The following is a 23,707-nucleotide window of genomic DNA, read 5'->3' as shown; positions in this document are numbered from 1 at the left end:
AAATAAAGGCAAACACTCGGATCTGAAGGATATTTTCAGGTGTTAGACCATCCTTTTTTTTGCTCATCTTCTTATCTCCATCTGTCAGGATTTGATCATGCCGGAACGGACCCCTTTAAGATAGGACATGCAAAAGTTATCATTGCCAAGAAGCATGTCTGCGGTTCTTATGACAGCCATGATTTTGGCATCCAAAGGATCAATAATGGCCGAATCCATGCCAGCATCCATCATCAACGTCACAAAGGTCCGGTTGATGATCTTCCTTTCCGGCAGACCATATGAAATATTAGAAAGCCCGCCTGTAATATGGACATCAGGGTACTGGTTTTTAATCTGCCTTACTGCATCCAGAACCATGGTGCCTTTTACTGAATCCGTGCTAATGGGCTGAACAAGGGGATCAATGTAAACGGCATCCTGTTTCATTCCAATGGATTCAAGCCTGGTAACCAGTTCCACGGTTCTTGCAACAATATCATCAGCCGATGCCGGCATACCGCTGTCATCCATGCAGAGGGCAATAATTTTACATTCTTTTCCTTTTAAAAAAGGCATCATGGTGTCAAACCGGTCTTTTTCAAGGCTTATGGAGTTGATCATGGGGGGTTTGTCAACCATGCCATAGGCCATTTCAAGAATAGCCGGGTCAGGACTGTCCAGGCAGAGCGGCACTGTAGCTATAGGCCCTATCGTATCCAGAAGCCATTTCATATCCTCTTTTTCATGCCCTATTCTGGCACCGGCATTAACATCAATAAAATCAGCACCTGCCGCCTGCTGTTTTTTAACATCTTCCTCAATATATGCTGCATTACGATCTGCGACTGCAGCCTGGACCTTTTTTCTGGATGTATTTATCCTTTCCCCGATTACTTGAAACATCTGTTTCCCCCTTTATTAAGCAACCAGCGCTTTGGCGCTTTTTGCAGCAGATCCTGCATCAGATGCAAAGGCATCGGCTCCGATATCATCGGCAAAGGCCTGGGTGACCGGTGCGCCCCCCACCATGATTTTAACCTGGTCTCTCAATCCGCTTTCAACCACGGCATCAATGGTCTGTTTCATCATTGGCATGGTGGTGGTTAAAAGTGCTGAAAGGCAGAGTATGCCCGCATTTTTTTCCTTGATCATTCGCACAAATTCTTCAGGAGCAATATCCACACCCAGGTTATGGACGGTCAGACCGGCACTTTCCATCATCATGGCCACAAGATTTTTTCCAATATCATGAAGATCCCCTTTAACAGTACCGATGATCACACTTCCCCGGGTCTGTGTCTCTTTATCGCTCAGAAGGGGTTTCAGGATCTCAACTCCTTTACTCATAGCCTTGGCAGCCATCAGCACTTCCGGAATGAACATATCCTCATTTTCCATTTTTTCGCCGACAATATCCATGCCGGCAATCAATCCTTTATTGAGGATATCACCGGGAGGGATATCTTTTTCCAGCGCCTCATTCACCAGTTCAATCAGGCGTTGCTCATCAAGGTTAACCAGTGTCTCTTTTATTTCATTAAAATCAGTCATGCCTGTTTCCTTTTTTTAAATAGTATCCGAACGATTACATCGCACTCATGTTTTTATTCCGGCACTATAATAATATGTTAAATTTTTCTTTTATTTCCTTGTCAATCTCTTCAGGGATATGAGACGGCTTAGGACCTGCAAGCAATTTTTTGGCCATGGCAAGTGCCCTTTGCCTGATATCAAGGCTGCCGTCTTGTTCCCATTTTTCACGACTTTTCCTGTCGGTCACGCCATTGCCGTTATAGTATTCTTTTCTCATATGGGCCATGGTATGGGGAGAGGTCATGAAATTCCCTCCAGGTCCTACTGAGTCGATCACTTCAAGGGCAAGATGTTCTGCATCAATATCAATGCCTTTGAGAACCTTGCAGGCGTTTCCGATAATTTCATCATCAATGACAAACTGCTCATGGGCAATGGTGAGCATGGATTCAAGCATGCCGGCACTGTGATGGATATAATTTGCGCCGCCCATGGATGCAAGCAGTACAGTAAACGCTTTTTCATACCCGGCCTGGGCATCCGGAACCTTGGAATCTGAAAGTCCTGCTGAATTGTAATTGGGTACTTTTATATGATTTGATAATTGATGGATGGATGCATTCATCATGCCGCATTCCACAGCACCGCCTGAGTATCCCATGGTTTTAAGGTTTGCCATGCCCGGTATTCCGCCATAAAGCAGGGGTGCCCCCGGACGGGTTAACTGACATATGGTGATGCCGGCGAGCTGTTCCGCATGAAGCTGGGCCAGGGTGCCTGCCATGGTCAGAGGAGAAGTTGACCCGGCCATGGGTGCGCTGGAAAGTGCAACAGGGATGCGGTTGCGGTTTGCTTCCTGCATGATATGGGTGGACTGGGTGCACAGTTTTAACGGGCTGATGGCAAAGGAAGTAATCACGGAGATAAAAGGTTTTTCGGCAAGCTTATCCGGGCCACCGGCAATCATGGATGCCATTTCAATGACATTGTGCAGCCCCTGTTCATCATTCACTCCGGCCATGACATGTTTTGAAGATGCTGCAAGGCATGCATAAAACATATTGATATCATAGTCTGCCTTATCAATGTCTGTGGCAATGCAGGGCCTTACCAGGAAATGAATATTATCCAGTTGATCCACAAGCCGTGATACATCATAGAGATCTTTGAGGGTTGTGGATCTGACTTTACCTGTTTTCGGGTCCAGAATCTTTATGGCAGCACCCCCTGTCCCCAGATGGACTCGATTTTCGGTCAGGTGAAGATCGTTCTTCGGGTTCTGGCCGCAAAGGACGACTTTTTCAGGGGCTCTTGCCACCTGTTCAGCAATCATATCCTTTGAAAATTTAATATTTTTTTTATCCCTGTCAATGGCAGCACCGTTGTCTTCAAGCAGTTGAACAGTATCTTCCAGACCCTGTTCATACGTAATTCCTGTTTTTTCAAGAATCTTCAGGGAAGCTTCATGCACTGTTTCTATCTGTTCCGGTGACAGGGGGCGATACTGCCCGTCCTGTAAGCCCATTAAATTCATTCCGATCTCCTTTAAGTAATTTTGTTTTCCAGACAAACCAAAATATTTTTTTCTTGCCTGAATTTTGTTCCGATTCATTGTTTAAATGACATGGCAGTTATTATCTGTCAAGAAAAATGTAACAAAACCCATCAAAGTTTTTAATCAATAAAAACAAACGGAAGACATGTTGACTTTTGTTTCTTATATGATTAGTATAAAATACAATTCAATTGAAATTTATTACGTACACTTTTGCAGCAAAGCCATGGAACCACTTATCACTAGTGATAAAACCAATAAAGAGGCAGCATCAAAATACAAATCGGATATCGCTTTTTCAAAGGCAATCTCAAAAGCGTTTATTCAGGAACTCAAAGATCTGCTGCTCAGAAAATCCAGACGTCTCCTTCCCTTTGATGATGTCAAAGAAAAACTCGAACTCTGGCATGTAAGAGCCTTGGGGTTAAAATCTGTGCCACTGGATTCAATCGTCGGCAGCCAGGGCCGCTATAGAAATTTTACTAGGCATTTTCTTCCTTTGGACGAAAATTTAAGGAACAGATGGAAACTAATAGAAACGGCTGTCGAATCCGGCAGAGATCTCCCGCCTGTTGAGCTATACAAGGTGTGCAACGCCTATTTTGTTAAAGACGGCCACCACAGGGTATCGGTGGCAAAAGCAAAAAATCAGGTCGCGATTGAGGCAAACGTATTTGAATATAACTGTGATCTTTCCCTTGACGACAAAACAGACATAGAGCAGATTGCCATTCTTGAAACATATCACCGGTTTTTAAAAGAAACCGGATTGAAAAAAACAAGAAACCCGCAACTTCATCTGACTGTTCTGGGGGGTTATCCTATCCTCATGGAACATATACAGCGACACAGGTTTTACCTCGCAAAAAAAGAAAAAAAAGACATCAATATTGAAGAAGCGGCAATATCCTGGTTTGACAATATTTATTCGCCCATGAAGGATTTAATCCGGAAAAACGGAATCATATCCCGGTTTCCCCACCGGACGGAAACAGACTTCTATATATGGATCACCAAATACAAACACCTTGTTTTCCAGGATGTGTTTGAGCCGGAAAAAGCCATGACCACCATTGAAAGTTATGCGAAAATATTTTCCAATCCCTTTCGGAAACTCCGGGGAAAACTCAGAAAATACTTTGGGCTTGTAAAATACTAACAAAAAAAATTACACCAATTAACACCTTACTCGATACGATAGTAAGCCATTTTTGTATAAAGGGTGCGACGGCCGATTCCAAGAATATCTGCTGCCTTTGACCGGTTTTCATTTGCAATGGCAAGGGCGGTTTGAATGGCTTTTTTTTCAGTTATTTCCAGGGTCTCTTTCAGGGAAACCGGTTCTTCAGGAATTTCAATTTTTCCCACAACGTTTTGATATGATGTTGGATTCAGGCAATCATATGTTATCACCTGGGATTCAGCAAGAAGGACTGCCCGCTCAATAACATTTTTTAATTCCCGTATATTGCCTTTCCATGGAGATTCCTTGAATGCCTGAAGAACTCTTGGCTCGATCTTGACAATCTTCTGGTTATGTCGTTTATTAAATTTTTGCACGAAATGACCGACAAATAATAGAATATCTTCGGGACGCTGACGAAGAGGAGGCAGATATAAAGGGATGACAGCAAGACGGTAATACAAATCCTCACGAAAAGTTCCTTTAGCAATCTTTTCTTGAAGATTACGGTTTGTGGCAGAAATAACCCTGACATCAATTTTAATGCTCTGGTTTCCTCCAACGGGTTTGATTTCAAATTCCTGTAATGCCCTAAGCAGTTTCACCTGGGTCGCTAATGTCATCTCACCGATTTCATCGAGAAAAACCGTCCCTTCGCAAGCATCTTCAAACAATCCCCGTTTCGCCCTGACAGCTCCTGTAAACGCACCTTTAACATGGCCGAACAACTCACTTTCCAGTAAATTTTCAGAAAGCGCTCCACAGTCAATGGTAACAAAAGGACCATTGCTCCGGTCACTGATCTGATGAATATGATGTGCAAAGACAGACTTACCTGTACCGGTTTCACCTTCTATAATGATGGGTGCCTGAGAAGCAGATATTTTGTCGATTACCTGCATGACTTCTTTTATCTGGCGGTTATTGCCGAAAACCACTGATTGATTTTCACGTTCTGCTTCTTCCCTGTGGATCCGTTCAAATTTTTTATGAATTTTTCCAAACTCAATGGCACGACCGGCAATAATTTCAAGTTCCTTAGGTTTAAACGGCTTTGTAACATAGTGAAAGGCTCCGATTTTTATTGCTTCAACCGCACTTTCTATAGACCCTTGTCCGGTAATAATGATAAATGGCAAATCCTTGTCAACCTCTCTGATTCTTTTCAGCAGATCAATACCACTCATTCCATCAAAAGCCATATCGGAAATAACCAGATCGTATTCTGTTTCACAAAGGGCTGCCCATGCTTTTTCAGTAGAATCAACCGCCGTTATTTTATACGCCTTCCTGGAATAATAACGTTCCAGAAACTGTAACATTTCCAGTTCATCTTCAACTATGAGAATTTTTTCCACCATTTGCGACTTACTCCTTTTTGGCTGCTGGCAACCTCACATGCATGACAGTTCCGGCCTTTTCAACAGATATGGGAATAATTTCCCCCCCATGTTTTTTGATAATGTGATAAGCAACAAAAAGCCCGATTCCAAATCCGCGGTGCTTGCCGTTTGTAAAAAAAGGATCAAATATTCTTTTGATATCTTTGTTTACAATTCCTTTACCGGTATCTTTTATCCAGGCCTCAACAAAGAAATGTCCTTCAATGGCTTTATGTTCTATTTGAACATTGATTTGACCTCCGGTGCCTGGAATACTTTCAATTGCGTTAAGCAGGAGATTGATAAAAGCCTGTTGCAAGCTGATTTCATCTCCATGTACAAAATATTGGCAGGATGAAAGGTTTTTATGAATTGAAATATTCTTTAATTTCGGCTTAATAAAATGGATGCACACTTCTAACACATCAGCGAGATCCAGGTTTTTAAAGGCATTATCTTTAAAAGATGCCTGGGTCAGAAGACTTTCGGTAATTTGTCCTGCCCGTATGGCATTTCTCTGTATTGAATGCAGGCTTTCGTTGACTTCTTCCAGGTCCAGTTCCCCACTGATGATATCTTCGGTGTGGGCCAGTACAATGCCTATGGGATTATTGATTTCATGTGCCAGGCATGCTGACATTTTCCCTATAATAGCAAGCTTCTCACTCTGGACCAGTTCCGCCTCCAGCCGTTTTCGCTCCGTGATGTCACGGGCAAAACAACAGGCGAGCTGTTCACCCTCGCTCCCAAGTCTAATAGTTGCAGCAATCATTTCGACACGAATTAATCGGAAATCGTAAGATATAAGTCTTGTTTCATTGGAACCATAACCGGTTTTGAACAGCATTTTAAGAAAATCCGTCATCGCTTGAATGCAGGGCGGATCAACAATAGACTCCATGTGAAGTTTTTTTTCACAATCACGGTCAACGGGAAGCTTTTCATAGGCCGTGTTGTTGGCCAAGTGTATATATCCTTGTGGATTGATTAAAAAAACCATATCTGGTGAGGATTCGATAAGTTCCCTGTAACGCTGTTCCGATATGTGTAGATCCCGGGTGATACGGGCAACTTGAGATTTAAGCATATAGTTCCATATGATGAAGCCTATCATAAGTATGAGTAAAAAAAATGCGCCGCCTAATAGATATATTCTATATTGTGACCAGACAAAAGCCCAGTCTCTGCTGCTGAACCACTTTGCTTCAACTTTTCCAAGCCTTCCGTCACTGATGGCCATTCCAAGCCCGACACTCAATTGTTTTAAAAGCTTGGTATTACCTTTAGAAACAATAATGGCCAGAGGGAGGCGCCCCATGGTCACCCCGACCTGGTGGATATCGGTCAGCCCGTGTTTCTCAACCAGATAGTTGACCACCCTTTCTGACGTCCCGATCATAATCTGTGCATGGTTGCTATTCAGCATCTGTAAGGCTTCCAGCAAGTTTCTTGCCTGGACAATAGTCAACCCCTGCCAGTCCAGGCCCAAATCCATATACGGCTGCCCCCTTGCCACCACAACTGTTTTGCCCGGAAGGTCTTCTTGTTTTATCGAATCAATTTTTGTTTTTTTAACATAAAAAAACCGCTTTACAAAAACATTGAGTTCAAGAAAATCAAAATCCTGCTTTAATTTTTCCGACAACACTATACCACTGACAACATCAATTTCTCCAAAACGGAGTGCGGCCAATAAATCTTCCGGATCACCCACCAGAAATCGTACATTTCTATGGTTCATATCACTGATGGTTGTGATAACATCAACAGCATAACCCCGAACACGATACTCTCCTTTTCCCTTGAAAGAAAATGGAGGGAATCCGGTTGGCACGCCGACACAAAGCACCTTTGAATCATTACCAAAACCTGTTCCGGGCTTAAGAACAAGGAAAAGGCAAAAGAATAACATCCCCAGGCATTGATAAATTTTGAATCTTTTATTATCCATGATATTTATTAAGGTATAGCAAGTTCCATACCCGTTACTTCTAATAGTATTACTGGTATATTTCCCGGGTTGAAACATCCTCAAGCCTCTGATTTGTTGTTATTATCCTATCTTCTGCCTGTGCCAAAACAAACACATGCCATGCTCTAAGTGTGCTGAAATCGGCACTTGCAATATACAAGACAGATCCGTTATCAAGCAACAATTATATGCAAGGTCATTGTTTTTAAGTATGTATGGAGAGTGGCGCATTTCTTGCTAATTATTAATTTCATTGGGATACGTTCCCGGCTTTGCCGTACCGAGGCCGAGGAAGTATAATTTACAATCAAATATAACGAGGAGGTAACAGGATGCAATTGAAAAAAGTAAACATTAGTACCCTTTTATTGGCTTTGACCATGGCGGTCATGCTGACATTGGCACCCGGCACTGCAAGTGCTGATAACAAGCCTGAAAAGGTTACAGTTATTTATGGCGGTTCTTCCTGGCTTGGACACTACCCGGCCTGGGTCGGCATGGAAAAAGGGTTGTTTAAAAAACACGGTCTGGGAGTTTTATTTCAAAATTTTTATGCTTCATCCGGGCGCATGGGATCACTTATTGCGGGTGATCTTGACGTGGCTTCAACTGGCAGTATTTCAGCAATTGCATTGATGGCAGTCGGTAACAAAAGTTTTTTTGCCTTTGGCACACAAGATTCCTATGCAACAGTAGAAGGGATAATTGCAAGGGACGGTATCAATTCCTTGAAAGATCTTAAGGGTAAAAAGCTTGCTGCTCCTTTTGCATCCAGCGCCCATGTCCTGGTATTGGATTTACTGCAACAGGCCGGATTGGACCCTGAAAAAGATCTTACCTTACTTAACCTGAAAGTAAATGAAATGCCTGCTGCCATGAGTTCCGGCGAGATTGATGCTTGCGCTGCCTGGACACCCCATTTTAACAAACTTCTTAATATGAAAGGCAACCATCTTCTTGCCAACGATACCGAGTTCAGTCTATATAAAAAATATAAGCTTGGTCCTGGCCCTGATCTGCTTGTAGTTCGCAAAGACTTTGCCCAAAAATATCCCAATACGTGTAACGCTTTTGTCAAAGGTTATTTTGAAGCGATTGACATGTTGATTAACAAACCTGAAGAGTGTGCTCAAGTACTTGTCAAGCTGACCAACCTGAATATGGAAGACCAGATGACCGTACTCAAGGATATTGAATGGATTCCGGGGAGTAAACAAAAAGCACTCATGAGTGATCCCGGAGATTTTGTTAAAGGGATGCAGAAACTTGGAGATTTTCTCACCAGACATGGACAGATCGATCAGTCACCTATGGTTAAAGACTGGGTTACAACAGACATGCTGCCATAAACATGCATGAATGATCAGGCATACCAGGCGAATAAAAATTTCCCCATTGGAATATTCTTAAGGTGTGCCTGATCAAGATCAAGGAGTTAAAACCAAATGGATAAAGAAAACCATTCAAGTAAACCGATTATTATAAGCATCATTTCTCTAACTCTTTTTCTTGGCATTTGGGAACTTGTCTGCAGAGGTGGTTTGATTGACCCGGTCTTTATGCCGGCACCTTCCAAAATTTTTGCAAGAGCTGTAAAACTTATTGGTAATGGTGAGCTTATGGCGCATACCCTTGCTTCAACCCGACGCGTGATGGTGGGATTCATGATTTCATCCATGGTGGCTATTCCATTTGGAATTTTTCTTGGTTCATCACGGCTATTCATGGCCATATGCGATCCTTTTATTTCACTGTTGCGCCCTTTGCCGTCCATGAGCTGGATACCGCTTTCCCTTCTCTGGCTCGGTATTACGGAAACACAAAAATACTCAATAGTATTTATGGGATCTTTTGCGCCTTCTCTTTTATATATTATTGAGGCCACGAAAAGTATTGATCCCTTACTGATCAGAGCAGCACGTAATCTTGGAGCCTCAAAGCTGGATGTAATGCGTGAAGTTATCTTACCGGGCGCACTTCCCCAGATTATTTCAGGTCTGAAAGTAATGCTGGGGATTGCCTGGACATGTATCATATCTGCAGAACTTGTCGCAGCCCGTGAAGGGTTGGGATTTATGATTATGAATGGAAAGGAATATTTTCAAACGGATACTGTTATGTTAGGAATGGTGATGATCAGCATTACAGTTATGGTCATTGATGTTGTTTTTAAAAAATTCGAAAGGAGACTGCTGCCGTGGACACGTTAAACGGCCAAAGCAAAATTTGTGTTAATAATGTTACCAAATGTTTTTCCAGCAAACAGGGTGAAGTAACTGCACTTAAAGACCTGTCCTTAGACATCAGGGATGGAGAATTTCTTGTTGTTGTCGGTGCGTCCGGATGCGGGAAGACTACTTTGATTAACATGATAGCCGGGTTTGACACTCCCAGCAGCGGAAAAGTCCTTCTGGACGGGAAACCGGTCACCGGCATAACACCGGAATGCGGAATGATTTTCCAGCAATACGCTTTATTTCCCTGGAAAACAGTGCAGGAGAATGTGGAATTCGGACTGAAGATGAAAAGAATTCCAAAATCCGAACGAAAAGCCATAGCTGCTAAATTTATTGATCTGGTTGCGCTCAATGGATTTGAAAAAAGCTATCCCCACCATCTTTCCGGTGGTATGAAGCAGCGGGTTTCCATAGCAAGGGCTCTGGCAAACGATCCCGAAGTCATGCTCCTTGATGAACCTTTTGCAGCCCTTGATGCGATGACACGTCAGGTTCTTCAGGAGCAGCTGGTCCGCATTTATGAAAAACATAAAAAAACCATCATATTCATCACCCATTCCATAGACGAAGCCTTGCTGCTGTCGTCACGAATTGCTGTAATGACTGCCAGACCGGGCCGCATTGCCCAGGAAATTGTAAATGATCTTCCTCACCCGCGCAATGCCGATGTTCAGCTCTCAGACAATTATATGACACTCAAACGAAAAATCTGGGATAGTGTACAGGCTGAAGTCCTGAAAAGCATGGAAGTGGAAACAGGCTGAAATAGAGAATAAAATTTCAGAAAACATCTGGAGTTTGTAAAATATTAAATCTGAAAAATTTTAAATGCCCGGGAGATATTTTAAACCCGGGCATTTAAAGTGAGACTGGTTTATTTTTGTTTTTTGATAATAAGCCCAACACCTGCAAGCCAGCTTTTAGCCACAGCTTCTGGTTTTTCGCCATTCACATTAACTCTGTAGTTAAGTCTTGTCATGGTGGCAGTGTCCAGGGAAGCTCCGATCTCGCTTAAAATGAGTTTGATTTCAGGGTATGCTTTAAGCACTTCAGCCCTGATAACCGGTGCAGGATTATAGATGGGAAAATAACTTTTATCATCATCAAGCACAGTCAGGTTATAATCCTTGATCTCACCATCAGTGGCAAATGCCATTCCGCACATGGCCTGACCATCCCTGACCGTCTTTTTAGCGAGAGGAGTTTCCATTTTCATGACTTTTGCATCCGGGATATCTTTACCGAATTCAAGACCATAATATCCCATCATTCCCTTGAACCCGTCAACCCTGGAATAAAACTCTGCATTGGTGGAAACGCTCATTTTGCCGGGATTGTTTTTTGTCCATGCAGCCCATTGGGACAGGGTACTGATGCCCAGTTGATCAGCAGTCGAGGCTTTCATGATAATGGCATAGGTATTGTTAAATTTTGCAGGTGCAAGCCACGTGAGACCAATTTTTTCATCCTCTGCCTTTACCTTGGCATAGAGCTGATCTGCATCGCGAACCACTTCTTTTTTTTTGAAAAATGAAAGCCATGCGGTTCCCGTATACTCCATGTAAACATCAATCTGCCCCTGTTCCAGGGCTTCACGATTCACATTTGTCCCACCAAGGCTGGTACGATCTTCAACAGGAATTCCCCTGTCTTTCAACAGATTGACCATGATTTTACCCAGAATTACCTGTTCGGTAAAACCCTTGGATGCTACCCTTACAGGGGCTTTTGCAAAAGCCGACAAAGGGAGCGCAATAAATGTAAGTGCTACCAGTAAAAGAATCAATTTTTTCATAATAAAACCTCCAGGAAAATATTATTTAATATTAATTGCCGTGGACAAAATGCACACAGCATCATATGGCCGGATATCAATTGATTTATGCCCAGCCTTTTAACGATTAAGCCAGTTCTATTTCATCAGTCCGGACTCCTCTTGAAACAAGAAATTTTTCAAAAACACCCAGGCAATAATCAAACAGCATGGCAATAAGGGCAACCGGTACGGCACCTGCCATCATGATGCCCATGTCAACCAGGGCAATTCCGGTAAATATCCAGAACCCGAGTCCGCCGCCGCCGATGAGAAATGCCAGAGGGGCTGTTCCGACAATAATGGCGGTCGATGTTCTTATTCCGCCTGCAATAACAGGCATGGCATTGGGAAGTTCAATCTGAAACAGGATCTGTTTTTTGGTCATTCCCATCCCTGTGGCTGCCTCGATGACATCTTTGCTCACCGATTCAATCCCTGCATAGGTATTTCTGACAATGGGTGCCACTGCATGAAAAAAAAGTGCAATCAGTGCAGGTACCATACCAATGCCTGAAAGACCGATAAAGGGCAGAAATCCGTAAGCCAGGGCAAGCACACCAAGCGAAGGAACCGACTGCCAGACATTAACCACGGCCATTATGACCGAAGACGCCTTTTCCATGCTTTTTCGTGTCATTATGGTACCAAGGGTCACCCCCACAATGACGGCACAGAACATGCTGATGATGACCAGAATAAAGTGTTCAAGAATCAATCTGAAAAATTCTGAAAGATTTTTAATTGTGTAGTCCCATGCCCCGTAATAAGTATAAAGCCACACAATAAAAAAAATCGTTAAAAAGATCGGCGCCAGCCTTTTGACCAGTTGAAATAAAATCCGTAAAATCATGATTCTATCCTTTCAAGGTCTCTTTGATATCTTCTGTGTGAAGCCACCCAAGCACCTTTTTCGCGTCATCCACCACAATCAGGAATCCGTAATCATGACTGAAAATCTCAGACAGACCGTCCTTGAGACTCGACTGCGACGTCAGCCACGCATTGGTCGGTGCAACTGCATCTTTAACCAAGAGTGCTTTACCAGGAATATCCTGTTTGTCAATCATCCCTGTGAGCCTACCTTCTGAATTTACTGCAATCAGGTATCGGGTGTTGATTTCTGAGAACAGGTTACGGGCGGTTTCAATGGTTTCATCCTGATTAATAATCGGTGGGTTGTCCTTCATCGCCCGTTTTACAGTAAACAGGTTGAGACGTTTGAGGGTCCGGTCACCCCCCGCAAAATCAGCGACAAAATCGTTTTTCGGATGGGTCAGCATTTCTTCCGGGGATGCGAACTGAACCAGGTGGCCGTCTCTTAGCAGGCAGATCTTATCTCCCATTTTTATGGCCTCATCAATATCATGGGTTACAAATACAATGGTTTTTTTAACCTTTTCCTGTATTTTTAAAAACTCGTTCTGGAGATGCTCCCTGTTAATGGGATCAATTGCGCCAAAGGGCTCATCCATGAGCATGATGGGCGGATCACCCGCCATTCCCCTGGCAACCCCGATTCTCTGCTGCTGGCCTCCTGAAAGTTCTTTTGGATACCGGTCCTTGTACTCGTCAGGGTCAAGATTAACGATTTCAAGAAGTCTTTGCACCTTTTCATCAATTTTTGCCCTGTCCCATTTTAGAAGTTTCGGGATAATGGCAATATTCTCACCAATGGTCATATTGGGAAACAGGCCAATATTTTGAATCACATATCCGATGCTTCTTCTAAGTTCTATGGTGTTGAGCCTGGAAATATCCTTGCCGTCAATAATGATCTTTCCGCTGGTAATGGATATCAAGCGGTTGATCATTTTCATTGCAGTGGTTTTGCCGCATCCTGAAGGTCCGACAAGTGTACAGATCTCACCTTCCTCCAGATCAAAGGAGAGTTCATCTACAGCCTTGATATGCCCGGCTCCGGGATATATTTTTGTTACTTTCTGAAGGCTTAGCATGGTTCCCATAATTTTTTCCTTTATTACTCTGTTGCCTGTTTGATTTTCAGGCCGGTCGGTGTAATCCAGTCCTCAGCTTTTGCCAGAAAAATATCCGCCACAATGGCAAGAAGACTCATGGCAATGGCACCTGCAATAACCGAGTTATTGGTTGACATCTGAAGCCCTTCACTGACAAAAAGCCCTAACCCTCCTGCACCGATGTAGGCGGCAATGGCAGCAATGGCAATCCCCATAACCACTGCTGTCCTGACACCTGCCATAATGATGGGTGCTGACAAAGGAAGCTGTAGTTGGATAAGAAGCTGGAAATTTGTCATTCCCATCCCTTTGCCTGCTTCAATCGTGGCAGGGTCCACACTTTTTAATGCAATATAAGTATTTCTGACAATCGGAAGCAGGGAATACAGAGACAATGCCACGACTGCAGGGACAACCCCGATTCCGATACCGCTGACCCCATCCCATGCATTATCAATGGTTGAAAGAATCGGCATCATAAACCCGAACATGGCAATACTGGGTATGGTAATGAGAATACTTGATATATAAAGAACAATTCCTGCTGCACCCGGATGGCGTGTAATATAGATACCCACAGGAACACCAGTTGCAATGGCTATGATCAGGGCAATACCGACAATGCGAATATGGGCGGCAAGCTGGACAAAAGTTTCATGAAGGTTATCCGCAAAAAACTTTAACGGGCCGGATACAAAAAACGGATGAACCAGAGTTGAATAGGCAATAACAGAAAAACCCAGGGCAAAGATTACCATCCAGAAATCCTCAATCGATCGCATATGATACAGAACTGCCAGAAGGACAAGCAGGCATGAAACTGTCCAGGCCATAAAGAACCCCCAGGTTTCGCCCAGTATAATGAGATCAAGCCTGGCATAAAATTTAATTGAAAGATCAAAAAGATATAAAAAAATGGAGGCCAGGATAAAGATAAATAAAAGATAAGAAGATATCCTGCCAAGCGTTCCTTTTTTGTAACATTGCTGCAGATAATATAAAAATCCACCGGAAAAAAGAAAAGCCGCACCCCATTGAAAAACACCCCCAAGGGTTTGAAAAATAAACGTAAACACAGATACAAGTATACAGACGATAAGAAATATACCGGGGAAAGGAGTTGTTTTCAGGCCGTCACCAAGATAAACCATTAAAAAAAGAAGAAAAGAAAACAAAGGGACAATTAAAACCATTCTCAAAACATCATAGGATACGAGGAACTCCACATCCAGGTCCACAAGATGCAGGAGCAGGTTAAGCGGTGACAAAGGATTTTCCCTGGAAAGAAATTTTCCGGGAAACCAGGGCATAAAAAATGAAACAAAAATTAAAACTGAAAAAAGCAGGAATGCCCTGTCAGCCCAATTCCAGCTGAAAACCGACCGGAATTTCACTGCTGAAACAGACTTTGAGCAATGATGACACCGGGTTGAATTTAAAGGCAATTCCTTTTTACATTCAGGACATATTGGAATTTTGATCATCATTTCTCACCTCTTGTTTGTAATAAATTTAACAAAATCTTTCATAATCAACAATGCTTGTCAAGGAAAAACTAAATTTGATAGGTTTTGTTACAAATTTCTCGATAACCTGAATCAAAAATTAATATTTTTTTGTTTATTTTCGATCTATTATTGCAGATTAGCTAATTTAGCAGCAAACTATCAACCAAACAACAGATATCAAATAACGCTTGAAAATTAATTTAGTTGACGTCTTTTGATAACTATAAAAGTCAAAATCGGGCAAAAACTTGACAGGAAAGGGTAAAAATGTAACAAGCTTTTCCAGGCTTTCACCTTTTTAATATACGAGGAATCCGATGGGCAAAAAAATAACTTCTCTGCATAAAATTATTAATGGACACTATTCTGAGTTGACTTCCAAAGGAAAAGTGCTGGCTGAATTTGTATTGTCCAATCCGGACAAAGCCGTTTTCATGACAACAAGAAAACTTGCCGCTGCCGTCGGTGCCAGCGAAGCCACGGTTGTCAGGTTCGTCCGGCAATTGGATTATGCGAGCTATGCATTATTTATCAAGGCCTTAAGAGGGCTCATTGATACCGAACTGACTTTGATTGAAAGAAGCAGGCTATCCAACTCTGTTATTCGCAGCGAAGATGCGGAGCTTGAAAGGATAACCAACCAGGATATTGAAAATATCAGGGCCATGACTAAAAATATTAATTTGGCAGAAGTAAAAAAAATCAGGAAAATCTTAAAAGATTCAGAGGCTGTCTATATTATCGGCTCAAGGCTTTCTTATACCCCGGCATACTACATGGGGTGGACTCTGGCCAAAATAAGAAAGAATGTTAACATTTTTAAAGGGAGTGACAGAACAACAATTGACCGGCTGATATTTGCTTCTCAAAAATCTGCTGTGGTAATTATTGCGACTTCAAGATATCCAAACGAATTAATCAAAATGGGAAAGCTTGTAAATCGCTATAAACTGAAAATGATACTGCTGACAGACAGTTTATCATGCCCACTGGTCCAGTTCACCGATCATGTCCTTATCGCGCCGTTGGAAACGATTCCGTTCCTGGGAAACCCGACATCCCTGATCAGCCTGATTAATTATCTGGTCCATACCATGGCTGCAGATATGGGAAAAGAACTGAAAAATCATCAGGAAAAACTGGAACAGGCCTATCTGGAAAATGATATTTTATTTAACTATTAAGTTGTGCAGTCAAGGAACTTTCCAGTAAGTTGTTTATCCCGTTTACATAATCTTTATTCTGACAGGGCTTTGATAAATGATCAACATTGGGATCTTTTTGGTTCAACTCTTTTATGGATTCTAAGAATTCAAGGTTCCCGGAAATAAACAGGATTGGAATACTTTCGTTTGTTTTTCTGATATAATTGTAAACATCCATCCCGTTGATATCTCCCGGAAGAATATAATCCAGGCTTATTAAGTCATATTCATTCCTTTTAATCAAATCCATTGCAACCCGCCCATTATTAGCGATATCAACTTTATGGTTACAGGGCTCTTGCGAGAGTATCCTGTATTGCACATCTGAAATAGCGACCTCATCTTCAACAAGAAGAATATACTTTTGAAAATGGGCTGTTTCTTTTCGGATTTCTGCTTTTTCTTGAGTTGTTAATTCTTTTTTAATGACTGGCAGACTGATGGTGAATTTCGTACCGGAACCCAATTTTGACTTAACTGAAATATTGCCCTTGTGCTGCTCGATATATTTTTTTAAATTGGACATTCCATAGCCAGTTCCTTTAATACCGGTTTTATATGAACCTGTCACATCCTTACTTCCTTTTAAAGTGAAAGAGGGTTCATAAATATTATCCAGGCTCTCTTCCGGAATACCACACCCGTTATCTTCAATTTCAAAACAGATATTACCATCAAGGCAGTATGTTCGAGTAATAATTCTGGGCTGTTCAACCCTGCTTATGGCATGGATTGAATTTTGCACAAGGTTTATTAAAGCATGTTCTATCATTCCAGGATCAGCAAGCAGCTCTGGCACATTAGCTTCATCGTCCTTAACTAGTGCAATGCCTTCCAGATCCTTTTTCATCAAATTCAAAACAAAAGTGATTTTGTCACTGACCTTGAAAAATTTCTGTTTTGGTTCCTGAGTTTTAGCAAATGCCACCAAATTTTTTGTTAAATTTTTACCTCGTATGGTCTCTTCAACAATTAACTCAAGTGTCTTTTTAATTTTTGCATCCTTACAACCCATTAGCGAAAGCTCAGTATTACCCATAATAATTGCCAGAATGTTATTAAAATCATGGGCCATTTTCCCTGCAACCTGACCAATCAATGCAAGTTTTTCTTGTTCTCCTGCAATTTTCTGAGCCTTTATTTTTCCATCTTCAGCCTTTTTAAGTTTGGTAATATCATGGGCAACAACCCTTGCGCCTGTCAATTCCCCATTTTTATAAACAAAATCATTGCTTAAAAGGACACTTAACTTTTGGCCATTTTTTCTAAGAATGTTATATTCAACGCTGTCAGAAAGCTTTTCTCCTGCAGACAGCTTCCCAAGTCTTTCGATATATAAGTTTTTACTGTCTTCCGTTAAAAAATCCAGGGGATTCATGGATAAAAATTCTTTTTCTGAATAACCACTATATTTGCACATTATATCATTCACGTTAATGAATCTGAGTTTTTCAAAATCGATCTCGTAAATCCCTGATGGGGCATTCTTGAAAAGCTGCCTGTATTTTTTCTCACTTTCCCGTAATGCATCCCCAGTACGTTTGTGGTCAACAGCAATGGCTATCTGACCTGAGACCCCCGAAAGGACCTGCAGATCTTGTTCATTGTAAAGGTTGGAATCCAAGTAGCTCTGGACAGCAACCACTCCGATAACCTCATTTTTAATCATTAATGGAACTCCCATCCAAATCAGGGGGACCGCACCCCACACACCCTTTTGCCCTGCTCGTTTTTCAAGTTCCTTTTTTTTCAATAAAACAGGCCTGCGCCGGGAAATGACTAAACCGGTTAAGGAATTATCAACATTAAAATTTGTGAGTGAAGAAAAATCATCACCCGCTGTGTCCACGTGATATGGAAAATGCAGGGTGTGTTCTTTGATATCCACCATGGCAATAAAAAAATTGGTAACATCCATGACAGTGCCTAATGAATGATGGATGGAGGGGTAAAGATTTTTCAAATTTTGGGTGGTATTCACCGCATTTGAAATGGCAAACAAAGCTTTGTTAACCTCTTCAGCCTGCTTTCGCTCGGTGATGTCTCTAAAACTCCAGACCCTTCCAACTATCTCCTCCCTTAACCACTGTGGCTGGGAGTAACGTTCAAGGGTTCTTCCATCCTTCAATGCGATCATATCAAACGAATAGGCCTCAGGGTTATTATAAAGCTCCTGAACTTTGGCGATGAAGCTTTCCGGGTCAGCCAGAGAACCGGTCACATAATCCAATGCCTTTTTGTCATTACCACTTTCACGAATGTGTGTCGGGATATTCCAAATATCAAGTAATTTCTGATTAAAACCCGACCATGACCCATTTTTATCAACCACAAGAATACCATCTGCGGTGGATTCCAGAGTTGCTTTCAGCAAGGACATCGAATGCTCTCGCTCGTGTTCTGCCTGCTTGCGGTTAGATTCTGATCTCTCTAATTCCTGAATCCTTTTTTCCAATTCTTCATACGTTGGTTTTTCAGTCATATAAATTCTCTTTTATTATGAAAATGAGCTTTGGGGTCTGATGAGGTCGCGACATCAGAATACTTGACATATTCCACACACATCCCAAACTATAAAACCATCAGAATGCTATCGGTATTCCGGTCAATTCATTTAAAATAACAGTACAATAAATTGTGATCCTTTGCAAATTCAATTCCAAACTAATATTTCTTCTTTTCAAAGAAGGATCAGTTCGAAGCCTGTCTGGTTTGATTTCACGGTCAAATACCGCCATGATAAAGGCCATGATGGAATGGGTGACCCGTGCTTGTAAAACAATAAAACTTACTTTGTATTGTTTCGACTGATATTGAATTTCTTGATTTTATAATAGAGGAGTTGCCGTGAAATCCCAAGGGACCTGGCTGTTTTGGTGATATTTCCCTTGTTTTCAAAAAGGGTGTTTTTTACAATATTTTTTTCATGGTCTGACTTGCTTTTAATCAAATTGATGTTGCGGTCGTCTGAAAATGCCTCCCCCTGCCTTCTTTTGGATCTTGCAGGCACAGCTTTTACAGACCAGTTTGAAAAATGGGTCTGCAGATGCTTAATCCGGATCACCTCATCTGTGCCCACAATATTCATTGCCCCCTCAATCACATGCTCAAGTTCCCTGACATTACCCGGCCAGTTATAAATTTTGAGAAGCTCCATCACTTCTTTAGAAATTCTTTTCACATTTTTACGCAGCATGGCATTATGTTTTTCAATAAAATGCTTCACCAGCAGGCCGAGGTCATCCATCCGTTCCCGCAGGGGCACAATATGGATGAACACCACACCCAGGCGGTAAAAAAGATCAGATCTCAATGTTCCGTCGGAAATGGAGATATGGGGGTCCTTATTCACTGAGCTGATAATTTTTAAATCGGTTTCAATCTCTTTGAGGGCACCTACCCTTCTGACCTTGCTTTCCTGTATGCTTCGCAATATTTTGCTCTGAAGCCCCACCGGCATTGAATTGATCTCATCAAGAAAAATAGTGCCCCTGCTGGTTCTTTCAAATAACCCCGCTTTGTCCACTGAACCGGTAAAAGCGCCTTTAGAGGTACCGAACAGAATGCCTTCCAGAAGATTTTCAGGAATAGCCGCACAGTTTACAGGAGTGTATTTTTTTGCACTTCGTGAGCTATAGTTGTGAATAGCCCTTGCAAACAACTCTTTACCGGTACCGGTCTCACCAAAAAGCATCACGGGAGAGGGGGTGCCTGCTGCCATTCGTGCGGAATTAATAGCATCAACAAAAACCAGATTTTTCCCAATGATCCTGTCAAATGTAATGGATGCGCTGTCAAACTGCTGGTCTTTTCCCGGCAGCGGCATGGATGAAATGGTGTTAGCAAGGGCATGATAATCCCTTACAAAACAGATGGCCCCGACCAGCTTATTCTTGTTAAAGATCGGCATCACATTGTGAATGGTATTTGCAAATTTCCCCATGATTGTGCGATAATAAATGGGCTCATCAATGATGGACTTTTGTTTTGCCAGGCACTGCATGATAATACTGGTGGAGTTGTCAAGATCATAGACATCTGTAATTTTAAACGAGATAACACTATCTGGATGCAGTTCGTCAATGCGTGACATGGCACGATTGTAATACACAATCACACCATCAGCATTTGTAACAATCACACCATCGCTGAAATCATCAAAAATAGACAGATAATCTGCATTGTCCAGATCCCGCAAAAATCTTCCCGGCTTATTTTTTTTTGAATCAGTCATTTTCCAATAATTTGGTCAGCTCCGGTATAATTTCCAATGCATCCGCCTTAACATAATAATCACAATTGGACATTATAGCTGAATTTTTATCCGTGTTTATGGCAATTACCATGCCCGAGGTTTTCATGCCGGCAAAATGCTGGATAGATCCTGAGATACCACAGGCAATATAGACCAGGGGGCTTACCTTCTCACCGGTCTGCCCCACCTGCATGGAATAGGGCACCCAGCCTGAATCCACAGCCACCCGTGAAGCCCCGACAGCAGCAGTGAGCTTTTCTGCACATTTGGAAAGAAGTGTAAAATTGTCACCGTTTTTCATCCCCCTTCCTCCAGCAATGATCACATCAGCCTCAGCAAGGTTGATATTTGTACTTTCATCAACTTCGCTTGTTTTAATAACCCTGAAACCTTTAGAAACAAGACTAGTTTCATCTAATTTCAATATCCATATCCGGGCCGAAGCCTGGGCCTTCACCGGCTCAACTGCATTGGGCCTTACACCAAACACCAGGACATCTCCTGTTATTTTTATCGTGGCAATGGTTTTGCCTGAATACTGAGATGTCTTGACAAGGTTTTGTTCAAGATCAACCGCATAACAGTCCATGACCAGAGGAGCTTCAAGCAAGGCTGCAATCCGGGGCAGAAGGTCTTTGCCCATTGCAGTTGAAAGGCCAAAAATCGCACAAATATTATACGTTTTAATGACCTTTATAATGGCTTTCGCCCTGACAACCGGATTGCTCTGCCGGTCTTTTGGAAGGCAGACTTCAACGATCTTTGTGATACCAAATGATTCCAGGTCCTCTTTTACACTTGCAGCATCTGCATCCATGACAACCGCAAAAAGTTCCGTGTCTTTCTCCCTTGCCAGAGTGATCATACCGAAGTTGGTCTCTTTGATTTTTCCGTTATCCAGTTCTATGATGAGTCCGATATTTTTCATCATATGACCTTTGCTTCATCTTTAAGGATTCTCATTATTGTTTCTGCAATTTCACCAGCGTCCCCTGTTATCTCTTTTGGGTCACGGGATTGCAGCAGGGGTTCAAGCTCAACAATGTTCATACCTGCTGTTGAGGGTTCAATCTTCAGATCGGGGAAAGCAATTTTTTTGACTGGCTTTTTTTTGGATTTAACCACATCGGGAAAGGTCGGATATCTGGGGGTGTTCAATCCCCTTCCGGCACCGATTACGCAGGGAAAAGACAATTCATAGGTATTGGCAGTGCCCCCGGATAGCGCACTGTCAACGACTGCCCTGCCCGACTCAATATCCAGCCTGACCACGTTTGTTGCAACCGGAAAATCAAACAAGGCCCCGATACGGAACATGGTCTGCATTCCTTCGGCATCAATGGATTCCTTGCCCGTAAAAATCAGTCCGGGGTTTCCGTCCTGCTCAATGGCAGCCTTAAGGGCTTGTGCCGTCTCAATACTGTCGTGATTTTTGTCACTTGCGATCAGAAGCCCTCTGTCAGCTCCCATGGCCAGGGCAGACCGAAGGGTTTTTTCTGCATCATCCTTTCCAAGGCAGACCGCAATAATTTCAGAACCCGGCAAATTATCTTTAATCCTGACAGCCTCAGTAACCGCATGTTCATCATAGGGGTTTAAAAGAAAGGTTAAATTTTCATCAATACGGTTTTTCTCAACAATGGTAATATTAGCAGCAGAATCAGGAACATGTTTAACACAGATATAGAGTTGCATAAATTTTCACCATTAAAAATTAACCTTTCTTTTTTTAGGAATCCTCTTCCTATCCATTGACGGAAAAGGAACTATTATAATTTATTTCCCGTTTTCTTGAGAAAAAACCCACATCGGTGGACCTGTCAGTATATTTGAACTTGTATTGCAGGGGCTCTTTGTCATGATCCAGGCCCTTTTCGCAGGCATCAATCAACTCAGCCATCATGCGTCCGACAACCGGTGCATTCTTGTACTGGTTGCCGCTGGTTCCAATAGCCATATAGAATCCAGGAAGGTCTGACTTGTCATAAACAGGAATCCAGTCATCAGAACAGTCATAGAGATCAACAACCCCTTTGGGCTGGTTTGGCACCTGAAGAGTTGGAATTCTTTTACCGAGCCTGTAGCACTGTGCTTTCCACTGTTCTTCGCTCAGCACGTTGTCCTTGCCATGTCCGCCCTTTCCTGCATAGAATTCATCCGGATCAACCCATTCCTGGGGATCGCATTCCGGGTCTTCACTGCCTATGAGAAATGTATTTCCCACTTCCGGGCGTACATAACAGCCGATATCTCCATCAGACATGTGATACCCGTCATTGAGATAATCATATTCATCAGGTGAGGGGCAGTACATGACTTCATGTCTTAAGGCCTTGGTTTTAATATTGCAGCCTTCCCACACACCTTCAGCCATCTTATTTATCATAAATGAGTGAGGCCCGCCCACGTTGACAACAATTGGTGCATCAATCATTGTGCCGTCTTTCAATGTAATGCCGGTAACTTTGCCGTTTTCGCTTCTGACGTCTACCACTTCTGTATTAAAAATAAACTCGGCGCCTTTGGCTTCGGCAGCCCTCATGATGTTATGGGCAGAGAGAGCCGGGTCATTCACATACCCACCTTCAGGGCAAAAAATGGCCCCTTCAAGCTCTTTGGTCGGCTCATCAAAAAATTTAGGGTTTTCAGGCCTTCTTACCGGCCAGAATTCATGCAGATCTGCAGGGGGAACCATTTCTTTAATTTTATCATTATCCCATTCTTCGTACTGAACCCCAACTTCGTCATAATTTTTTTGCACTTTTTTCCAGTCATGCCCCTGGGACTTGAGAAGGATTGAGCCTGTGTTCATATACCTGGCAAGGCCTTTTTCATCTTTTACATTATCCAGGTAATTTTCCCAGTCCAACCAGTATTTGAATCCTTCATAAGCCATGGCCACACCGTCGGCTGTAGAGTAATGGGCCCTTACGATGGCGCATGAACCGGCAGTGGACCCCTCTCCTGCATCGGGAAGCTTGTCAACATTAAGGGTTTTATATCCCATTTTAGAAAGTTCATAGGCAATGGGTGTTCCAATGACTCCTGCACCAATGATGATTGCATCATATTTTTTGTTCATTTTATCTCCTTTAAATTAAAT

General features: G+C 42.4%; 19 protein-coding genes. 5 read left to right on the top strand and 14 right to left on the bottom strand.

What is annotated here, in order from left to right:
• Positions 1–84: 84 nt before the first annotated feature.
• From HGJ91_RS16280 to HGJ91_RS16270, 3 genes are all read right to left on the bottom strand, one after another.
• On the bottom strand, positions 85–885 hold the full coding sequence (locus HGJ91_RS16280) for a dihydropteroate synthase (RefSeq protein WP_291348902.1): 801 nt from the start codon (positions 883–885) through the stop codon (positions 85–87).
• 15 nt (positions 886–900) lie between these two features.
• Positions 901–1,533, bottom strand: coding sequence for a B12-binding domain-containing protein (locus tag HGJ91_RS16275; protein WP_291348901.1), 633 nt, complete (start codon positions 1,531–1,533; stop codon positions 901–903).
• Between the two features lie 64 nt (positions 1,534–1,597).
• Complete coding sequence (locus HGJ91_RS16270) at positions 1,598–3,049, bottom strand: trimethylamine methyltransferase family protein (RefSeq protein ID WP_291348900.1); 1,452 nt, start codon at positions 3,047–3,049, stop codon at positions 1,598–1,600.
• 247 nt (positions 3,050–3,296) lie between these two features.
• Between HGJ91_RS16270 and HGJ91_RS16265 the strand changes: the two genes are divergently transcribed.
• Positions 3,297–4,229 (top strand): hypothetical protein, encoded by a 933-nt coding sequence (locus HGJ91_RS16265; protein ID WP_291348899.1) that lies wholly within the window; start codon positions 3,297–3,299, stop codon positions 4,227–4,229.
• 26 nt (positions 4,230–4,255) lie between these two features.
• On the opposite strand, the gene HGJ91_RS16260 is transcribed toward HGJ91_RS16265, so the two are convergent.
• Both HGJ91_RS16260 and HGJ91_RS16255 read right to left on the bottom strand, forming a co-directional pair.
• The gene (locus HGJ91_RS16260) at positions 4,256–5,614 is read right to left on the bottom strand and encodes a sigma-54 dependent transcriptional regulator (RefSeq protein ID WP_291348898.1); all 1,359 of its coding nucleotides are present in this window, start codon (positions 5,612–5,614) and stop codon (positions 4,256–4,258) included.
• A 7-nt stretch (positions 5,615–5,621) separates the two neighbouring features.
• Entirely contained in the window at positions 5,622–7,664 is a 2,043-nt protein-coding gene (locus tag HGJ91_RS16255) for a transporter substrate-binding domain-containing protein (protein WP_291348897.1), read from the bottom strand.
• A gap of 275 nt (positions 7,665–7,939) precedes the next feature.
• Between HGJ91_RS16255 and HGJ91_RS16250 the strand changes: the two genes are divergently transcribed.
• The 3 genes from HGJ91_RS16250 (at position 7,940) to HGJ91_RS16240 (ending at position 10,608) form a co-directional block, all read left to right on the top strand.
• Positions 7,940–8,956 carry an ABC transporter substrate-binding protein gene (locus HGJ91_RS16250; protein WP_291348896.1) on the top strand — a complete coding sequence of 339 codons (1,017 nt, stop codon included), beginning with the start codon at positions 7,940–7,942 and terminating at the stop codon, positions 8,954–8,956.
• Between the two features lie 96 nt (positions 8,957–9,052).
• On the top strand, positions 9,053–9,817 hold the full coding sequence (locus HGJ91_RS16245; RefSeq protein ID WP_291348895.1) for an ABC transporter permease: 765 nt from the start codon (positions 9,053–9,055) through the stop codon (positions 9,815–9,817).
• Positions 9,805–10,608 (top strand): ABC transporter ATP-binding protein, encoded by an 804-nt coding sequence (locus tag HGJ91_RS16240; RefSeq protein WP_291348894.1) that lies wholly within the window; start codon positions 9,805–9,807, stop codon positions 10,606–10,608. Before HGJ91_RS16245 ends, HGJ91_RS16240 begins: the two co-directional genes overlap by 13 nt.
• A gap of 110 nt (positions 10,609–10,718) precedes the next feature.
• On the opposite strand, the gene HGJ91_RS16235 is transcribed toward HGJ91_RS16240, so the two are convergent.
• The 4 genes from HGJ91_RS16235 to HGJ91_RS16220 all read right to left on the bottom strand — a co-directional run bounded on the left by HGJ91_RS16235 (position 10,719) and on the right by HGJ91_RS16220 (position 15,123).
• On the bottom strand, positions 10,719–11,639 hold the full coding sequence (locus HGJ91_RS16235; RefSeq protein WP_291348893.1) for a glycine betaine ABC transporter substrate-binding protein: 921 nt from the start codon (positions 11,637–11,639) through the stop codon (positions 10,719–10,721).
• 106 nt (positions 11,640–11,745) lie between these two features.
• The gene (locus tag HGJ91_RS16230; protein WP_291348892.1) at positions 11,746–12,510 is read right to left on the bottom strand and encodes an ABC transporter permease; all 765 of its coding nucleotides are present in this window, start codon (positions 12,508–12,510) and stop codon (positions 11,746–11,748) included.
• A gap of 4 nt (positions 12,511–12,514) precedes the next feature.
• On the bottom strand, positions 12,515–13,624 hold the full coding sequence (locus HGJ91_RS16225; RefSeq protein WP_291348891.1) for a betaine/proline/choline family ABC transporter ATP-binding protein: 1,110 nt from the start codon (positions 13,622–13,624) through the stop codon (positions 12,515–12,517).
• Between the two features lie 14 nt (positions 13,625–13,638).
• The gene (locus HGJ91_RS16220; protein WP_291348890.1) at positions 13,639–15,123 is read right to left on the bottom strand and encodes an ABC transporter permease; all 1,485 of its coding nucleotides are present in this window, start codon (positions 15,121–15,123) and stop codon (positions 13,639–13,641) included.
• Between the two features lie 338 nt (positions 15,124–15,461).
• On the opposite strand from HGJ91_RS16220, the gene HGJ91_RS16215 reads away from it, so the two are divergent.
• Complete coding sequence (locus tag HGJ91_RS16215) at positions 15,462–16,328, top strand: MurR/RpiR family transcriptional regulator (protein WP_291348889.1); 867 nt, start codon at positions 15,462–15,464, stop codon at positions 16,326–16,328.
• On the opposite strand, the gene HGJ91_RS16210 is transcribed toward HGJ91_RS16215, so the two are convergent.
• From HGJ91_RS16210 to HGJ91_RS16190, 5 genes are all read right to left on the bottom strand, one after another.
• Positions 16,318–18,831: a PAS domain S-box protein gene (locus HGJ91_RS16210; RefSeq protein WP_291348888.1), complete on the bottom strand. Its 2,514-nt coding sequence runs from the start codon at positions 18,829–18,831 to the stop codon at positions 16,318–16,320. The two genes, HGJ91_RS16215 and HGJ91_RS16210, sit on opposite strands and share 11 nt — an antisense overlap.
• A gap of 306 nt (positions 18,832–19,137) precedes the next feature.
• On the bottom strand, positions 19,138–20,583 hold the full coding sequence (locus HGJ91_RS16205) for a sigma 54-interacting transcriptional regulator (RefSeq protein ID WP_291348887.1): 1,446 nt from the start codon (positions 20,581–20,583) through the stop codon (positions 19,138–19,140).
• A complete protein-coding gene (locus HGJ91_RS16200) occupies positions 20,576–21,535 on the bottom strand; it encodes an electron transfer flavoprotein subunit alpha/FixB family protein (RefSeq protein ID WP_291348886.1) in 960 nt (319 codons plus the stop codon). The genes HGJ91_RS16205 and HGJ91_RS16200 overlap by 8 nt, the downstream gene beginning before the upstream one ends.
• A complete protein-coding gene (locus HGJ91_RS16195) occupies positions 21,532–22,299 on the bottom strand; it encodes an electron transfer flavoprotein subunit beta/FixA family protein (RefSeq protein ID WP_291348885.1) in 768 nt (255 codons plus the stop codon). Before HGJ91_RS16195 ends, HGJ91_RS16200 begins: the two co-directional genes overlap by 4 nt.
• Before the next feature lie 49 nt (positions 22,300–22,348).
• Positions 22,349–23,686, bottom strand: a complete 1,338-nt coding sequence (locus HGJ91_RS16190; RefSeq protein WP_291348884.1) for an FAD-binding oxidoreductase — start codon at positions 23,684–23,686, stop codon at positions 22,349–22,351.
• Positions 23,687–23,707 lie beyond the last annotated feature (21 nt).

The organism is Desulfobacula sp. (genome assembly GCF_014237455.1).
Classification (GTDB): Bacteria; Desulfobacterota; Desulfobacteria; order Desulfobacterales; family Desulfobacteraceae; genus Desulfobacula.
The sequence above is the reverse complement of the archived record's forward strand: the minus strand, read 5'-3'. Positions and strand labels throughout refer to the sequence as shown.

What these genes read in the sequence shown, in the direction of transcription:
- HGJ91_RS16280 (WP_291348902.1), bottom strand. Translation starts at nt 885, where the DNA reads ATGTTTCAAGTAATCGGGGAAAGGATAAATACATCCAGAAAAAAGGTC.
- HGJ91_RS16275 (WP_291348901.1), bottom strand. Translation starts at nt 1,533, where the DNA reads ATGACTGATTTTAATGAAATAAAAGAGACACTGGTTAACCTTGATGAG.
- HGJ91_RS16270 (WP_291348900.1), bottom strand. Translation starts at nt 3,049, where the DNA reads ATGAATTTAATGGGCTTACAGGACGGGCAGTATCGCCCCCTGTCACCG.
- HGJ91_RS16265 (WP_291348899.1), top strand. Translation starts at nt 3,297, where the DNA reads ATGGAACCACTTATCACTAGTGATAAAACCAATAAAGAGGCAGCATCA.
- HGJ91_RS16260 (WP_291348898.1), bottom strand. Translation starts at nt 5,614, where the DNA reads ATGGTGGAAAAAATTCTCATAGTTGAAGATGAACTGGAAATGTTACAG.
- HGJ91_RS16255 (WP_291348897.1), bottom strand. Translation starts at nt 7,664, where the DNA reads ATGTTTCAACCCGGGAAATATACCAGTAATACTATTAGAAGTAACGGG.
- HGJ91_RS16250 (WP_291348896.1), top strand. Translation starts at nt 7,940, where the DNA reads ATGCAATTGAAAAAAGTAAACATTAGTACCCTTTTATTGGCTTTGACC.
- HGJ91_RS16245 (WP_291348895.1), top strand. Translation starts at nt 9,053, where the DNA reads ATGGATAAAGAAAACCATTCAAGTAAACCGATTATTATAAGCATCATT.
- HGJ91_RS16235 (WP_291348893.1), bottom strand. Translation starts at nt 11,639, where the DNA reads ATGAAAAAATTGATTCTTTTACTGGTAGCACTTACATTTATTGCGCTC.
- HGJ91_RS16230 (WP_291348892.1), bottom strand. Translation starts at nt 12,510, where the DNA reads ATGATTTTACGGATTTTATTTCAACTGGTCAAAAGGCTGGCGCCGATC.
- HGJ91_RS16225 (WP_291348891.1), bottom strand. Translation starts at nt 13,624, where the DNA reads ATGGGAACCATGCTAAGCCTTCAGAAAGTAACAAAAATATATCCCGGA.
- HGJ91_RS16220 (WP_291348890.1), bottom strand. Translation starts at nt 15,123, where the DNA reads ATGATGATCAAAATTCCAATATGTCCTGAATGTAAAAAGGAATTGCCT.
- HGJ91_RS16215 (WP_291348889.1), top strand. Translation starts at nt 15,462, where the DNA reads ATGGGCAAAAAAATAACTTCTCTGCATAAAATTATTAATGGACACTAT.
- HGJ91_RS16210 (WP_291348888.1), bottom strand. Translation starts at nt 18,831, where the DNA reads ATGACTGAAAAACCAACGTATGAAGAATTGGAAAAAAGGATTCAGGAA.
- HGJ91_RS16205 (WP_291348887.1), bottom strand. Translation starts at nt 20,583, where the DNA reads ATGACTGATTCAAAAAAAAATAAGCCGGGAAGATTTTTGCGGGATCTG.
- HGJ91_RS16200 (WP_291348886.1), bottom strand. Translation starts at nt 21,535, where the DNA reads ATGATGAAAAATATCGGACTCATCATAGAACTGGATAACGGAAAAATC.
- HGJ91_RS16195 (WP_291348885.1), bottom strand. Translation starts at nt 22,299, where the DNA reads ATGCAACTCTATATCTGTGTTAAACATGTTCCTGATTCTGCTGCTAAT.
- HGJ91_RS16190 (WP_291348884.1), bottom strand. Translation starts at nt 23,686, where the DNA reads ATGAACAAAAAATATGATGCAATCATCATTGGTGCAGGAGTCATTGGA.